The sequence below is a fragment of the Streptomyces lunalinharesii genome (genome assembly GCF_039532155.1).
Classification (GTDB): domain Bacteria; phylum Actinomycetota; class Actinomycetes; order Streptomycetales; family Streptomycetaceae; genus Streptomyces; species Streptomyces lunalinharesii.
The window spans coordinates 300,689-315,631 of record NZ_BAAARK010000007.1; the positions used below are offsets into that span (position 1 = coordinate 300,689).

A 14,943-nucleotide genomic window follows, 5' to 3' on the forward strand; every position below is an offset into this window, starting at 1 on the left:
GCAGTGACGTGGTGCCGGGTGAGGGGCTCGGCGGTGGTTCGGTGCGGGCGGCCTGCGGTACGGGGAGGGGACGAGGTGGGCGGCGGGCGGTCGGCGGGCGGTCGGTCCGGGGCGTTCCGCGGCGGGGCGGTGGGGCGGTGGGGGAGGCGGGTGTGGAGGGGCTGGGTGGGGCGGGGGCCGGGGGCGGGGCCCCAGAAGGGCGTGGTGCCCGACGCGAGCCCGCATGAGGCCGCCCGAGGCACCCCCAGCAGCCCGGGCGCCGGCTTCGAGGGTCCGGTCGCCCGGGGTGGCGGTGGGCCGGGGCGCAGGCAGGTGACATCGTCCGCGGGTCGGGAACAGATCGGGGGGCGCGGGCACTGTCATAGGCATGAGCGATAACGGCGCATTCAGGATCGAGCACGACTCGATGGGTGAGGTGCGGGTTCCCGCGCACGCCAAATGGCGGGCCCAGACGCAGCGGGCGGTGGAGAACTTCCCGATCTCCGGGCAGCGGCTGGAGCGCGCGCACATCGAGGCGCTGGCGCGGATCAAGGGGGCCGCGGCCAAGGTCAACGCCGAGCTGGGCGTGCTGGGCAAGGACGTCGCGGAGGCCATCGTGGCGGCGGCCGCCGAGGTCGCCGAAGGACGGTGGGACGAGGACTTCCCGGTAGACGTGTTCCAGACGGGGTCGGGGACGTCGTCGAACATGAACGCCAACGAGGTGATCGCCACCCTCGCCAGCGAGCGACTGGGGCGGGACGTGCACCCCAATGACCACGTCAACGCCAGCCAGTCGTCGAACGACGTGTTCCCGTCGTCGCTGCACGTCGCGGCGACGTCGGCCGTCCTCAACGACCTCGTTCCGGCGCTGGAGCACCTGGCGGAGGCGCTGGAGCGGAAGGCGTCGGAGTTCGCCGAGGTGGTCAAGTCGGGGCGCACGCACCTGATGGACGCGACACCGGTGACGCTGGGGCAGGAGTTCGGGGGCTACGCGGCGCAGGTGCGCTACGGCGTCGAGCGGCTGCGGGCATCGCTGCCGCGGTTGGCCGAACTCCCGTTGGGCGGCACGGCGGTGGGCACCGGGATCAACACCCCGCCGGGGTTCTCGGCAGCGGTGATCGCGGAGGTGGCGCGGGCCACCGGGCTGCCGCTGACCGAGGCGCGCAACCACTTCGAGGCGCAGGGGGCCCGGGACGGGATCGTGGAGACCAGCGGTCAGTTGCGGACCGTCGCGGTCGGGCTGACGAAGATCGCCAATGATCTGCGGTGGATGGCGTCGGGCCCGCGCACCGGGCTCGCCGAGATCAACCTGCCGGATCTCCAGCCCGGTTCGTCGATCATGCCGGGGAAGGTCAATCCGGTGATTCCGGAGGCGGTGCTGATGGTCGCCGCGCAGGTCACCGGCAATGACGCGACGGTCGCCACGGCCGGTGCGGCCGGCAACTTCGAGCTGAACGTCATGCTGCCGGTGATCGCGCGGAACGTGCTGGAGTCGGTGCGGCTGCTGTCCAACGTGTCGCGGCTGCTGGCGGACCGCACGGTGGACGGCATCACCGCGAACGTGGCGCGGGCCCGCGAGTACGCCGAATCGTCGCCGTCGGTGGTGACGCCGCTGAACCGGTACCTCGGTTACGAGGAGGCCGCGAAGGTCGCCAAGCAGTCGCTGGCGGAGCGGAGGACCATCCGGGAAGTGGTGCTCGAAGGCGGTTACGTCGAGCGGGGACTGCTGACGGTGCAGCAGCTCGACGAGGCGCTGGACGTGTTGCGGATGACCCACCCGTAACCACCGGTGCGGCGCATGTCACCGCGCGCGTAACGCGACGCCCCTAAGATCTGCGCATGACAGCGGACATGGTGGAGACGACGGAGGGCGAAACGGCCGGCGCGCCCGTGCCGGTGGCCGGGGCGGGACGGGGCGCGGCGGAACCGGGGCACTGGGCGCCCGGCGAGCAGGTCCTGTGGCGCTACCGCGACAACGCCGATCCCCGCCGGTTCCACATCTGTCGGCCGGTGACCGTCGTCCAGGACACCGAGGAGCTGCTCGCGGTGTGGATGGCGCCCGGCACGCCGTGCGTCAAGCCGGTGCTCGCCGACGGCACGCCGGTGCACCGCGAGCCGCTCGCCACCCGCTACACCACGCCGCGGCGGACCGTGCGCGACCATTGGTTCGGCAACGGCGTGTTGAAGTTGGCGCGTCCGGAAGATCCCTGGTCGGTCTGGCTGTTCTGGGAGAGCGGCTGGCACTTCAAGAATTGGTACGTCAATCTGGAGGAGCCGCGCCACCGTTGGTCGGGCGGAATCGACTCGCTCGATCATTTCCTCGACATCTGCGTCTATCCGGACCGGCGCTGGGAGTGGCGGGACGAGGACGAGTTCGCACAGGCGCGGCGGGACGGGCTGGTGACGGATGCCCAGGTGGCCGCCGTCCGGTCGGCCGGACGCGCCGCGGTCGCACAGATCGCGGCGTGGGAAGGGCCGTTCGCGGACGGTTGGGAGGACTGGCGGCCCGATCCGGCCTGGGAGGTTCCCGCACTTCCGGAGAACTGGGACCGGCCGCCGGATTGTTTGCGGTAGCGAGACAGCAAACGTGAAAAGAAGAGAGTGAAGAGAGTGAAGGGGGCGAACGGTGGAAAGGTGCGCCTATGGGCGAAACCGTTTCCCGCCGGGTTCCCCTGGGGGTCCCGTCGGGCGAGAAGCGGTACCCAGCCCCCTTGCTGTGCCCTGGGCCTTCAAACGTAGGATCGTCCTCCGCAAGACTGCACAGGCGCAACTCCAGAACGAGAAAACGAACTTGACTGCGGTCGCAGGAGGGGCGAAGTCGTGAGCGCGACGAGCTACGACGCGTACGAAGGCCTGAACCGGTTAGCACTTGACCGGGCCGGACAGGCCGAAGCGTTCGACGCGATCGGTGACCAGTACGAAACGGCTTTTCCATATAAGGAAGGCCAGATCGCTTCGGGCGCGTGGTTGTGCGGCGCACTGCCGGCCGGGTCGCGGATCCTCGACGCCGGCTGCGGCACCGGCCTGCCGACCGCCCGTCAACTCGGTGCCGCCGGCCACCAGGTCGTGGGGATCGATCTCTCCCCCGGGATGGTCGAACTCGCCCGGGCCAACGCCCCGGCCGGCGAATTCCACCGACTGGACATCGCCGATCTGCGCGGTGGCCGGCTGGGTGGTCCCGGTTCCTTCGACGGAATCGCCGCCTATTTCTCCCTGTTGATGATGCCTCGCGCGGAAATCCCGTGCGCCCTCGGCATGCTGCACGACCTCCTGCGACCCGGTGGGTTGCTGGCCCTGGCGATGGTCGAGGCCGATATCGACGACTTCCCCATTCCGTTCCTCGGCAGCACGATCCGGGTATCGGGATATCTGCGGGACGACCTGCGTCGGGTCGTGCGCGACGCGGGTTTCGACATCGTCGGGGAGGACTCGTATGCGTATGCCCCGTCGAGTACGGACGTACCACCCGAAATCCAGCTCTTCCTGCACCTGCGACGCGCTTGAGACGCACCGCGTCAGGCGTGTCCGCTCGGGCGGCGCGCACCGAACGCGGCGCGCCTGCGCCAGCCCCGGACGGATGGAATCCCACGCGTGACGGAGCATCCCACCTCCCACGAAACGCGGCAGTCGGCCCCGACCGCCGCGTCCTCGGCGTCCCCTGCTGCGGGGACGGCGCCGCTCGGCGGCGTTCCCGACCCGCGCAGCGCCCTCCAGCAACCCTCCGACGCCGGCCACGAGCCGGCGCCGGGGAGCGGGTTCGCGGTGCGCGGGGACGACGACACCGGCTTCGGCGGCGCGGCCGGCGGGCTGGCCGCCACGGCCGCGGCGGGGCCGCCGGCCGGTCAGGGCGACGCCGAGCCGGCCGCCGATCACGGCCCGGCCGGTGACGGCGCGCGGGCGTACGGTGCCGCCCGGGCGTCCCGCGACAGTTCCTACGGTGCATACACCGGGTCGTACGGGGGCTCGTACGACCCGTACGGGGAGGTGGCCATGCCCGCGGAGGGGCGGCCGGACGGGGAGTCGGGCGCGGAGCGCGCGGCGGTCCGTGCGGGCCGGCCGGTGGCACAGGGCGCGGTAGACCGCGCCGGTGCGCCGGAGCCGGACGAGGAGCCGGGGCACGCACAGCCGCGCCCCGGCGGTGAGGGCATCGGACGGCCGCGCGAGGGCGGCTCGGGGTCCCGGGCGCACGGGGGTGAGTCGGGCCGGGGCGGGCTGCCGCCGGGGGCGCCGCCGGGCGTGCGGGGCGGCGGGCGGTCCGGTCCGGCCGACGGGGAGCTGCCGCCGCCGGCGGGGCCGCCCACGGTGCCGCCCGCGCGCTCGGCGCATCCGGGCGAGGGCCCGGAGAGCCGGGAGATCGCGGCGGCCCGGCAGGCGAGCGGGGACCGGTTGCGGTTCATCGGGGCGGCGACCCGGCGGATCGCCCGCGGCATAGACCTGGACGAGATCGTGCTGGGGCTGTGCCGGGCGACGGTGCCGACCTTCGCCGACGCGATCCTGGTCTACCTGCGCGATCCGTTGCCGGTGGGCGACGAGCGGCCGACCGGCCCGGTGGTGCTGCGGCTGCGCCGCACCGACCGGATCCCGGAGGAGCCGGACACCAACGGGCTGCGGCTGCCGGTGCTGCCGGCGCAGCCCGACCTGGGGCCGGCGATGGGCGGCAGCGCCGCGGAGCTGTCCGAGGTGCGTCCGGGCGGGCCGCTGGCGGAGGTGTTGCGCGGGGTGCGGCCGCTGTTCGGCGAGGCCCAGGCGGCGCGGACCGCGCTGCCCGAGCTGCTGGGGCCGGACACCCGGCTGCCGGGCGGTCACCGGGTGGTGCTGGCGCCGCTGCGCGGGCGCCGGCGGGTGATCGGCGCGGCGGTGTTCCTGCGGCGCCCGGACCGGCCGGCGTTCGAGCCGGACGACCTGCTGGTGGCCGCCCAGTTGGCGACGCACACCGCGTTGGGCGTGGACAAGGCGGTGCTGTACGGCCGCGAGGCGTACATCGCCGACGCGTTGCAGCGCACCATGCTGCCGGACTCGTTGCCGCAGCCGACGGGGGTGCGGCTGGCCAGTCGTTACCTGCCGGCCGCGGAGACCGCCCGGGTGGGTGGTGACTGGTACGACGCGATCCCGCTGCCGGGCAGCCGGGTGGCGTTGGTCGTCGGCGACGTGATGGGCCACTCCATGACCTCGGCCGCGATCATGGGGCAGTTGCGGACCACCGCGCAGACCCTCGCGGGGCTGGACCTGCCGCCGCAGGAGGTGCTGCACCACCTCGACGAACAGGCGCAGCGCCTCGGTACGGACCGGATGGCGACCTGCCTGTACGCGGTCTACGACCCGGTGGCGCACCGGATCACGGTCGCCAATGCGGGGCATCCGCCGCCGGTGATGCTGCACCGCGGTGGGCGCGCGGAGGTGCTGCGGGTGCCGTCGGGGGCGCCGATCGGCGTCGGTGGGGTGGACTTCGAGGCGGTGGAGCTGGACGCGCCGGCGGGCGCCACGTTGGTGCTGTACACCGACGGGCTGGTGGAGTCGCGGATCCGGGACGTGTGGACCGGCATCGAGCAGCTGCGCGAGCGGCTGGCCGAGACGGCCCGGCTGACGGGCCCCAATCCGCCGCCGCTGGAGCCGCTGTGCGACGAGGTGCTGGACATGCTCGGGCCGGGCGACCGCGATGACGACATCGCGCTGCTGGCGGCCCGGTTCGACGGCATCGCGCCGAGCGACGTCGCGTACTGGTACCTCGATCCGAAGGCGCAGACGGCGGGGCAGGCGCGTCGGCTGGCCCGTCGGGCGCTCGCCCGCTGGGGCTTGGAGGAGCTGTCGGACCAGTTGGAGTTGCTGGTCAGTGAGGTGGTGACGAATGCGGTGCGGTACGCCGAGCGGCCGGTGACGTTGCGGTTGCTGCGGACCGACGTGCTGCGCTGCGAGGTCGGGGACGACGTGCCGCAGCTGCCGCGGCTGCGGCACGCCCGGCCGTCGGACGAGGGCGGCCGGGGGCTGTACCTGGTCAACCGGATGGCTCGGCGGTGGGGTGCGACCCGGTTGAGCATGGGCAAGGTCGTCTGGTTCGAGCTGTCGATGCCGCCGGGGGCGCGCGGTCGCTGAGGCCGCCCGCGGTCCGTTGTGGCGAGGCCCCCGTCCGGCTCCGGGCGGGGGCCCTTCGCGTCCGGGGCGGGGCCGGACCCGTCCGGGCGTCCGGGACCCCTTGCCGACATGCCGTCGGGGGCGTTGACTGCTTGGGTGGGACAAAAGGGACTGAAGGGACCAGCTACCCCCGGAAGGGACTGGCGGCCCCACCCACCCCACCGCCAGTCATCCCACGGGAGGCGTTCCTCCAATGACCAGCACCGCGCAGAACGTCCCGCACACGACGACCAACACCGGTATCCCGGTGGAGAGCGACGAGCACTCGCTGACCGTGAGCCCGGACGGTCCGATCCTGCTCCACGACCACTACCTGATCGAGAAGATGGCCCAGTTCAACCGCGAGCGGGTCCCCGAGCGGGTGGTGCACGCCAAGGGGAGCGGCGCGTACGGCTCCTTCACGGTCACCAACGACGTCAGCCAGTTCACCAAGGCGGACCTCTTCCAGCCCGGCAGGACCACCGAGATGCTGGCCCGCTTCTCGACCGTCGCCGGCGAGCAGGGTTCCCCGGACACCTGGCGCGACCCGCGCGGCTTCGCGCTCAAGTTCTATACCGAGCAGGGCAATTACGACCTGGTGGGCAACAACACCCCGGTCTTCTTCGTACGGGACACGATCAAGTTCCAGGACTTCATCCGGTCGCAGAAGCGCCGTCCCGACAGCGGGCTGCGCGACCACGACATGCAGTGGGACTTCTGGACGCTCTCGCCGGAGTCGGCCCACCAGGTCACCTGGCTGATGGGCGACCGCGGCATCCCCAAGACGTACCGGCACATGAACGGGTACGGCTCGCACACCTACATGTGGGTCAACGCGGGCGGCGAGAAGTTCTGGATCAAGTACCACTTCAAGACCGACCAGGGCATCGACTTCCTCACCCAGGCCGACGCCGACCGGCTGGCCGGCGAGGACGCCGACTACCACCGCCGGGACCTCTTCGACGCCATCGAGGGCGGCAACGCCCCGTCGTGGACGCTCTACGTGCAGGTCATGCCGTTCGACGACGCCCCGGACTACCGCTTCAACCCGTTCGACCTGACCAAGGTGTGGCCGCACGGCGACTACCCGTTGATCGAGGTCGGCCGCATGACGCTGAACCGGAATCCGGAGGACTACTTCATCCACATCGAGCAGGCCGCGTTCGAGCCGTCCAACATGGTGCCGGGCATCGGCCCGTCCCCGGACAAGATGCTGCTCGGCCGGCTGTTCTCGTACCCGGACACCCACCGGTACCGGATCGGCCCCAACTACGCGCAGCTGCCGCCCAACCGGCCGCACGTGCCGGCGCACTCGTACGCCAAGGACGGCCCGATGCGGTTCGACCCGTCGCGGGCGGCCCGGCCGTACGCGCCGAACTCCTACGGCGGCCCGGCCGCCGACACCGTGCGGTACGGGGAGCCGGCGGGCTGGGAGAGCAGCGGGGCGATGGTGCGCGAGGCGTACACGCTGCGCCGGGACGACGACGACTTCGGGCAGCCGGGCACGATGGTCCGCGAGGTGCTGGACGACGCGGCCCGCGACCGGCTGGTGGACAACGTCGCCGGGCACCTGCTCGACGGGGTGAGCCGGCCGGTGCTGGACCGCGCGATCCAGTACTGGCGCAACATCGACAAGCACGTCGGCGACCGGATCGCGAAGAAGGTCAACGGCGCCTGATCCGCTCGGGAAGCGCAGCGGCCCGCAACCCCTCGTCGAGGTTGCGGGCCGCAGTGCTGGCCGGGGGGCCGGTGGGTCAGCCGAAGTTCGGTAGCCCGTTGCTGCCGTTGCTGGTGTTGCCGCCGGGGTTGCCACCGGTGCCGCCGTCGCCGGTGCCACCCGTACCGGTGTTGCCGCCGGTTCCGGTGTTGCCGCCGGGGTTGCCGCCGGTGCCGCCGTCGGGCGGGGTGGAGCCGCCGCCGGTCGGCGTGGGCCTGCCGGACGGCCGGCCGGAGGTGGTGTCCGACGGGGACGTGGTCGGCGTCGGCGAGGTCGTCGCGGAGTGCGTCGGGGTCGGCGTCGGGCTGGCCGGCACGGTCGGGGTCGCCGTCGGGCTGGGCGGCGGCGGTGCCGCGGCGCCCATGTCGGTGTCCAGGTCGAAGTCGCCGCCGTTGCCGTCGCCGAGCGCGGTCTGGGTGTAGTCGGCCCAGACCCGCGCCGGGTAGCCGCCGCCGTTGACGCGGCCGCCGCCACCGGCGCCCTTGAGGGTGACCTGGGTGCCGCCGTTGGGCGACTCGCCGAACATGCCGACCGCGGTGACGAGGTTGGGGGTGTAGCCCACGAACCAGGCCGACTTGTTGTCGTCGGAGGTGCCGGTCTTGCCCGCCGCCTTGTAGCTGGTGTTCTTCACCGCTTCCGAGGCGGTGCCGTCGTTGACCACGCCGGTCAGCACGGAGGTGATGGTGTCGGCGGTGGTCCGGGACAGCACCTGCTCGCCGATCGGGTTCTTGAAATCGACTTCCTTGTCGCTGCCGTCCTGGGTGTGCACGGCCTTCTTCACCAGCGCCGGGGTGACCTTCTGGCCGTGGTTGTCGAAGGTGGCGTACGCCCCGGCCATCTGGAGCGGGCTGGCGCCCATGGTGCCCAGGGTCATGGCCGGCTGGACGTCCATCTTGGCGCCGTCCATGCCGAGGCTGACCGCGGTCTTCTTGACCTGGTCCAGGCCGACGTCGGCGCCCATCTGCGCGAACACCGCGTTCACGGAGTTGTTGGTCGCGGTCTGGACGCTGATCTTCCCGTAGCTGTGCTCGTCCTCGTTGGGCGGCGCGAAGGGCGTGGTGCCGCCGACGACCGGACGGCGGTTGCGGCCGTCGTAGATCGTGTTCGGGTTGATCGGGACGCCGCCCTTGGTGACCGCGTGGTTCTCCATGGCCGACGCCAGGATCAGCGGCTTGAAGGTGGAGGCCGGCTGGTAGTCGGAGCGGGTGGCGTTGTTGGTGTAGTGCTTCGGGTAGCCGGCGCCGCCGTACAGCGCCACCACGTAGCCGGTCTTCGGGTCCACCGAGGTGGCGCCGAGCTGGACGTCGCGGTCGACCGGGCGCTGGCCGGGTTCGAGGTCGTCGGTGAGCTTGCGCTTGACCGACGCCTCCAGCGCCTTCTGCCGGTTCTTCTCGATGCCGAGGGTGACGGTCCAGCCGCCGGCCTCGAATTCGTTCTCGTCGACGCCGTTCGCGAAGAGTTCCTTCTTGGCCGCGTCGATGATGTAGCTGGCCTGGCCGCTCAGACCCGGCAGCGGCTTCGGCGGCTTGGGCACCGGGAACTTCTGCTGGGCGCGCTCCTGGGGCGTGAGCCACTTCATGTCGACCATGTTGTTGAGCGTGTACGCCCAGCGCTCCTGGACCAGCTTCTTGCCGGCGTCGCTGGCGATGGCCCAGTCGTACTGGTTGGGCGCCTGCAGCAGCGAGGCGAGGTAGGCGCCCTGGGCGACGGTGAGCTTGTCGGAGTCCACGCCGTAGTAGGCCTGGGCGGCGGCCTGGATGCCGTAGGCGCCGCGGCCGTAGAAGCTGGTGTTGATGTAGCCGGCGAGGATCTCGTCCTTGCTGAACTTCTGGTCCACCTTGAGGGAGATGACGATCTCCTGGAGCTTGCGGGAGACCGTCTGCTCCTGGCTCAGGTAGTAGTTCTTGACGTACTGCTGGGTGATCGTCGAGCCGCCCTGCTTGCCCTTGCCGCTCAGGGTGTTGACGACGCCGCGGAGGGTGCCCTTCAGGTCGACGCCGGAGTCGTCGTAGAACGTCTTGTTCTCGGCGGCGACGAAGGTGTGCTGGACGTCCTTGGGTATCCGGCTGAGCGGGACCGTCTCGCGGTTGACCTCGCCGACCCGGGCCATGACCGAGCCGTCCGCGTACTTGAAGACGTTGCTCTGCAGCTTGGCCTGCTTGTTGCCGCTCGGGACGTCCACGTAGAGGTAGAGCCCGATGAAGCCGACGATCCCCAGCAGGCAGACGCCGAGGAAGGCCCCGAGGACCTTCTTCCAGGTGAAGAAGCGGCCTATGCCGGACTTCTTGGTGTTCTTCCCGGCCCGGCGGGCGCTGCCCTGCCGCGCTCGCCTCGCATCAGCTCGGCCCATCGCTCGTGCAACTCCAGTCGTTCCGCCCCCGGCATAACTCAGCTGTTGAAGCTAACACCGCATCTGACAACAAATACTCATCGATCAAGGCTTTTCCCGACGTGACAAAGAGCACGGGGGACGAGGGCAACCCCTGTAACGCCGGCCCGCACCGCTCTGGACCGCAGCAGGCCAACGCGTTAAAGTGATATCACTTTGCTAGACCAGCGAAAGCGCGCGCTGCGGCGCACATCACGCCCTGCGGCGCGCGCCCTCCACGAAACGGGGACCCCATGACCGACACGACACCCGCCGCCGCCTCCGCGGACACCCCGGAGATGCCGGCGCCACAGGTCCGCGAGCGGGCCGCGCACAGCATCCCGGGCGGGCTGGCCCTGCTGCTGACCGTCCTGGGCGTCGTCCTCGGCATCGCCACGATCATCGTCGGCGGCGTCCTGGGCGACCAGGGGAACGGCGCGGCCGCCGCCACCCTGGTGATCGTCGGCATCCTGTTGCTGCTGGGCTCGATCTTCTGCATGACCGGCGTGAAGATGGTGGCGCCGGGCGAGGCCCGGGTGATCCAGCTCTTCGGGCGGTACGTCGGCACCATCCGCACCGACGGCCTGCGCTGGGTCAACCCGCTCACCTCGGCCCGCAAGATCTCCACCCGGGTCCGCAACCACGAGACCTCGGTCCTCAAGGTCAACGACGCCTACGGCAACCCGATCGAACTCGCCTCGATCGTCGTCTGGAAGGTCGAGGACACCGCCCAGGCGCTCTTCGAGGTCGACGACTTCCTGGAGTTCGTCGCCACCCAGACCGAGGCGGCCGTCCGGCACATCGCCATCGAGTACCCCTACGACGCCCACGACGAGGCCGGCCTCTCGCTGCGCGGCAACGCCGAGGAGATCACCGAGAAGCTCGCCGTGGAGCTGACCGCCCGGGTGCAGGCCGCCGGCGTGCAGATCATCGAGACCCGCTTCAGCCACCTCGCCTACGCCCCGGAGATCGCCTCCGCGATGCTCCAGCGGCAGCAGGCCGGCGCGGTCGTCGCGGCCCGCCAGCAGATCGTCGAGGGCGCGGTGGGCATGGTCGAGTCGGCCCTGGAGCGCATCAACGAACAGGGCATCGTCGAACTGGACGAGGAGCGCAAGGCGGCCATGGTCAGCAACCTGATGGTGGTGCTGTGCGGCGACCGGGCCGCCCAGCCGGTGCTGAACACGGGCTCGCTCTACCAGTGAGTGCCGACGCTCCCCAAGGGGCCGGCGCGGACCCCGAACGGCCCGCGGGCCGCCGGCCGCAGCAGCGCAAGCAGGTGCTGCTGCGGCTGGACCCGCTCCTGCACGACGCCCTGAGCCGCTGGGCCAACGACGAGCTGCGCAGCACCAACGCGCAGATCGAGTTCCTGCTCCGCAAGGCGCTGGCCGAGGCGGGGCGCCTGCCGCGCGGCGCGGGCGGACCGCCGCGTCGGGGCCGGCCGCCCAAGCGGCGCGAGCCGGCGCCGGAGGCCGGGGGCGGTCCGCAGGGCGATCCGCAGGACGGGGCCGACGGGGCGGCGGACGACCGGTGAAGGGGACGGCGCACCACTAGATACGCCGTCTATACATCTCGCGTATACACCTCATGTAGAGTGCTTTCCATGTCTCTGGGACGGCGCTGCCTTTACCGCGCGCACCCCTCGCCATGCCCTGTTCGCACTCCCGAAGGCCCCTCCATGACCCCGGCCGGTTCCCTCCTCGAAGCCCGTGCGCTGCACAAGGCGTACGGGCCGACGCCCGCGCTCGACGGCGCGGACTTCGCCATCCACCCCGGCGAGGTGGTCGCCGTCATGGGCCCCTCCGGGTCCGGCAAGTCCACGCTGCTGCACTGCCTCGCCGGGATCATCCGGCCCGACTCCGGCACGGTCCGCTACGGCCCGCACGCCCTGACCGACCTCAGCGACGCGCGGTGCAGTGCACTGCGCCGCAGCGACTTCGGCTTCGTCTTCCAATTCGGCCAACTCGTACCGGAGTTGACCTGCCTGGAGAACGTCGCCCTGCCGCTGCGCCTGAACGGCACCAAGCGCAAGGAAGCCGAACGCCGCGCCCGCGACTGGCTGACCCGGCTGGAGGTGGACGACCTCGCCGCCAAGCGGCCCGGCGACGTCTCCGGCGGCCAGGGCCAGCGGGTCGCGGTCGCCCGCGCACTGGCCACCACGCCCCGGGTGGTCTTCGCCGACGAACCCACCGGCGCCCTGGACTCCCTCAACGGCGAGCGCGTGATGGGCCTGCTGACCGAGGCCGCCCGGGACACCCGCGCGGCGGTGGTGCTGGTCACCCACGAGGTGCGGGTCGCCGCGTACGCGGACCGCGAGGTCGTGGTGCGGGACGGCATCGCCCGCGAGACGGTGGGCGCGGCATGAGCACCGAGACGACGACCTCCGGGGGCGGTCCGCGCGGCTGGGCCCGGGACCTCGGCATGGGGGTCCGGTTCGCCGCCGGCGGCGGACGCGAGGGATGGATCCGCACCCTGCTCACCGCGCTGGGCGTGGGCCTCGGCGTGCTGCTGCTGCTCGCCGCGTCGACGCTCCCCGCGATCCAGGCGCACCGCACCGAGCGCCGACTGGCCGCGACCCCGACGGAGACCGACCGGCCGCTGGCGCCGAGCGCGTCGACGCTGGTCGTCGCCGACCTGCAGACCCAGTTCCGGGACCAGTCCCTCACCGGGCGGATGCTGCGGCCGGACGGCCCCGCGGCACCCGCCCCGCCCGGGGTGGCCGCGCTGCCGAAGCCGGGCGAGATGGTGCTCTCCCCCGCGCTCCGGGAACTCCTCGCCGAGCCGGGCAACGCACTGCTGCGCCAGCGGCTGCCGTACCGGGACGCCGGCACGATCGGGCCGGCCGGCCTGGTCGGCCCCGCCGAGCTGAAGTACTACCTGGGCAGCGCCACGTTGAGCACGGACAGCGGCGCGCTCCGGATCGCCGGGTTCGGCGCCGAACGGAAGAGCGAACCGCTGGACCCGCAGCTGCTGATGCTGGTCATCGTGGCGTGCGTGGTGCTGCTGATGCCGGTGGCGATCTTCATCGCGACCGCCGTCCGGTTCGGCGGGGAGCGCCGGGACCGTCGGCTGGCCGCGCTGCGGCTGATCGGCGCCGATGCCCGGATGGCCCGGCGGACGGCGGCCGGCGAGGCCCTGTTCGGGGCGGCGTGCGGGGTGCTGGTGGGCGGCGCGCTGTTCCTGGTCGGCCGGCAGTTCGTCGGCGGGATCACCGTCTGGGACACCAACGCCTTCCCGTCCGACCTGACCCCGAACCCGTTGCTGGCGGCGCTGATCGTGCTCGTCGTGCCGCTCGCCGCCGTCGCGGTCACGCTCCTGGCGCTGCGCGGGGTCGCCATCGAACCGCTGGGCGTCGTCCGCAGCGGCACGGGCCGCCGCCGTCGCCTGTGGTGGCGGCTGCCGTTCCCGCTGGGCGGGCTGGCGCTGCTGTTGGCCAACGGCCGGGCCAGCGGCGCGACCAGCGTCGTCAACCCGTTCCTCATCGCGGGCGGCGCGACGCTGTTCCTGCTCGGCGTGACGCTGCTGCTGCCGTGGGTCGTGGACGCGGTGGTGGGGCGCTTCGGCGGCGGTCCGGTGCCCTGGCAGCTGGCCGTGCGGCGGCTCCAGCTCAGCGGGGGCGCCGCGGCCCGCGCGGTCAGTGGGATCACCGTCGCGGTGGCCGGGGCGATCGCGCTCCAGCTGCTGTTCTCCGCGATCCAGGGCGACTTCATGAAGGTCACCGGGCAGGACTCCCAGCGGGCGCAGCTTCAGGTGACGCTGCCGACGCACGACGTCACGACCATCCGGAAGATGACCCGCGAGTACCAACGGACCCCGGGCGTCAGCGGCGTCATCGCCGCCATCGAGACCAACGCGAACCGCCCCGGCCCGCTCCGCAAGGGCGAACCGTTCATCCCGTCCACGTCGGTCACCGTCGGCGACTGCGCCACGCTGGGCGAGCTGGCGCACACCGGTCCCTGCAAGGACGGCGACGTCTTCGTCGTCCGGGACCACACCGGCCAGGTCGACGACTCCTACATCAGCGAGACCGCGCGCCCCGGCGCCGCGGTGGACTTCGCCTGGCCCGACCGCGCCGAGAAGCAGACGCCGCACCGCCCGCGACTGTGGACCGTCCCGAAGGACGCCCGCACCATCGAGTCGCGCCCCGACCCCATGGGCATGTCGTCGTTCGGCATCTTCGCCACTCCGGGCGCGCTGGACACCGCGCTGCTGGACGACCCGCAGGCCCGCGCCATGATCAAGATCGACCCGCGGGTCCCCGACGCCCTGGAGCACGCCCGGAACACCGCGGCCCGCATCGACCCGCTCACCTCGGTGCACACCCTGCAGAACATGGCGCGCGACGCCCAGTACGCCAGCGTGCGGACCGGGCTGCTGGTCGCCTCCACCGCCACCCTGGCGCTGATCGCCGCCAGCATGCTGGTGACGATGGTGGAGCAGCTGCGCGAGCGCCGCCGGCTGCTCTCCGTCCTGCTCGCCTTCGGCACCCGGCGGGCCACGCTGGCCTGGTCGGTGCTGTGGCAGACCGCCGTACCCGTCGCGCTGGGGCTGGTCCTGTCGGTGGCCGGCGGCGCCGGACTGGGCCTGGCCCTGCTGCGGATGGCCGGGAAGAGCACCGTCGACTGGTCGGTCGTCTGGCCGCTGGTCGCCGCCGGGAGCGGCCTGGTCCTGGTGGTGACGCTGCTCAGCCTGCCGCCGCTGTGGCGGATGATGCGCCCGGACGGACTGCGCACGGAGTGAGCGCGGCCGGTGCCGGGCGGTGGCCGGCGAAGCC

The 14,943-nt window shown here is 72.3% G+C and carries 10 protein-coding genes; 9 read left to right on the forward strand and 1 reads right to left on the reverse strand.

The features are described 5' to 3' along the window. Positions 1–367: 367 nt before the first annotated feature. The 5 genes from ABD385_RS14605 to ABD385_RS14625 all read left to right on the forward strand — a co-directional run bounded on the left by ABD385_RS14605 (position 368) and on the right by ABD385_RS14625 (position 7,765). On the forward strand, positions 368–1,762 hold the full coding sequence (locus ABD385_RS14605; RefSeq protein WP_344575614.1) for a class II fumarate hydratase: 1,395 nt from the start codon (positions 368–370) through the stop codon (positions 1,760–1,762). A 56-nt stretch (positions 1,763–1,818) separates the two neighbouring features. Next, positions 1,819–2,553, forward strand: a complete 735-nt coding sequence (fomD, locus tag ABD385_RS14610; RefSeq protein WP_425585401.1) for a cytidylyl-2-hydroxypropylphosphonate hydrolase — start codon at positions 1,819–1,821, stop codon at positions 2,551–2,553. A gap of 246 nt (positions 2,554–2,799) precedes the next feature. After that, positions 2,800–3,483 (forward strand): class I SAM-dependent DNA methyltransferase, encoded by a 684-nt coding sequence (locus ABD385_RS14615; RefSeq protein WP_344575615.1) that lies wholly within the window; start codon positions 2,800–2,802, stop codon positions 3,481–3,483. Between the two features lie 87 nt (positions 3,484–3,570). Then, positions 3,571–6,069, forward strand: a complete 2,499-nt coding sequence (locus ABD385_RS14620) for a SpoIIE family protein phosphatase (RefSeq protein ID WP_344575616.1) — start codon at positions 3,571–3,573, stop codon at positions 6,067–6,069. 232 nt (positions 6,070–6,301) lie between these two features. Further along, positions 6,302–7,765 carry a catalase gene (locus ABD385_RS14625; RefSeq protein ID WP_344575617.1) on the forward strand — a complete coding sequence of 488 codons (1,464 nt, stop codon included), beginning with the start codon at positions 6,302–6,304 and terminating at the stop codon, positions 7,763–7,765. 76 nt (positions 7,766–7,841) lie between these two features. Here ABD385_RS14625 and ABD385_RS14630 read toward each other — a convergent pair whose 3' ends face one another. Beyond that, complete coding sequence (locus tag ABD385_RS14630; RefSeq protein ID WP_344575618.1) at positions 7,842–10,154, reverse strand: transglycosylase domain-containing protein; 2,313 nt, start codon at positions 10,152–10,154, stop codon at positions 7,842–7,844. Between the two features lie 272 nt (positions 10,155–10,426). Between ABD385_RS14630 and ABD385_RS14635 the strand changes: the two genes are divergently transcribed. The 4 genes from ABD385_RS14635 to ABD385_RS14650 all read left to right on the forward strand — a co-directional run bounded on the left by ABD385_RS14635 (position 10,427) and on the right by ABD385_RS14650 (position 14,909). Then, positions 10,427–11,374, forward strand: coding sequence for an SPFH domain-containing protein (locus ABD385_RS14635; protein WP_344575619.1), 948 nt, complete (start codon positions 10,427–10,429; stop codon positions 11,372–11,374). Beyond that, complete coding sequence (locus ABD385_RS14640; RefSeq protein WP_344575620.1) at positions 11,371–11,703, forward strand: type II toxin-antitoxin system antitoxin; 333 nt, start codon at positions 11,371–11,373, stop codon at positions 11,701–11,703. The genes ABD385_RS14635 and ABD385_RS14640 overlap by 4 nt, the downstream gene beginning before the upstream one ends. A 144-nt stretch (positions 11,704–11,847) precedes the next feature. Beyond that, a complete protein-coding gene (locus ABD385_RS14645; protein ID WP_344575621.1) occupies positions 11,848–12,534 on the forward strand; it encodes an ABC transporter ATP-binding protein in 687 nt (228 codons plus the stop codon). Continuing rightward, a complete protein-coding gene (locus tag ABD385_RS14650; RefSeq protein WP_344575622.1) occupies positions 12,531–14,909 on the forward strand; it encodes an FtsX-like permease family protein in 2,379 nt (792 codons plus the stop codon). The genes ABD385_RS14645 and ABD385_RS14650 overlap by 4 nt, the downstream gene beginning before the upstream one ends. Positions 14,910–14,943: the final 34 nt, after the last annotated feature.

What these genes read in the sequence shown, in the direction of transcription:
- ABD385_RS14625 (WP_344575617.1), top strand. Translation starts at nt 6,302, where the DNA reads ATGACCAGCACCGCGCAGAACGTCCCGCACACGACGACCAACACCGGT.
- ABD385_RS14630 (WP_344575618.1), bottom strand. Translation starts at nt 10,154, where the DNA reads ATGGGCCGAGCTGATGCGAGGCGAGCGCGGCAGGGCAGCGCCCGCCGG.
- fomD (WP_425585401.1), top strand. Translation starts at nt 1,819, where the DNA reads ATGACAGCGGACATGGTGGAGACGACGGAGGGCGAAACGGCCGGCGCG.
- ABD385_RS14635 (WP_344575619.1), top strand. Translation starts at nt 10,427, where the DNA reads ATGACCGACACGACACCCGCCGCCGCCTCCGCGGACACCCCGGAGATG.
- ABD385_RS14645 (WP_344575621.1), top strand. Translation starts at nt 11,848, where the DNA reads ATGACCCCGGCCGGTTCCCTCCTCGAAGCCCGTGCGCTGCACAAGGCG.
- ABD385_RS14650 (WP_344575622.1), top strand. Translation starts at nt 12,531, where the DNA reads ATGAGCACCGAGACGACGACCTCCGGGGGCGGTCCGCGCGGCTGGGCC.
- ABD385_RS14605 (WP_344575614.1), top strand. Translation starts at nt 368, where the DNA reads ATGAGCGATAACGGCGCATTCAGGATCGAGCACGACTCGATGGGTGAG.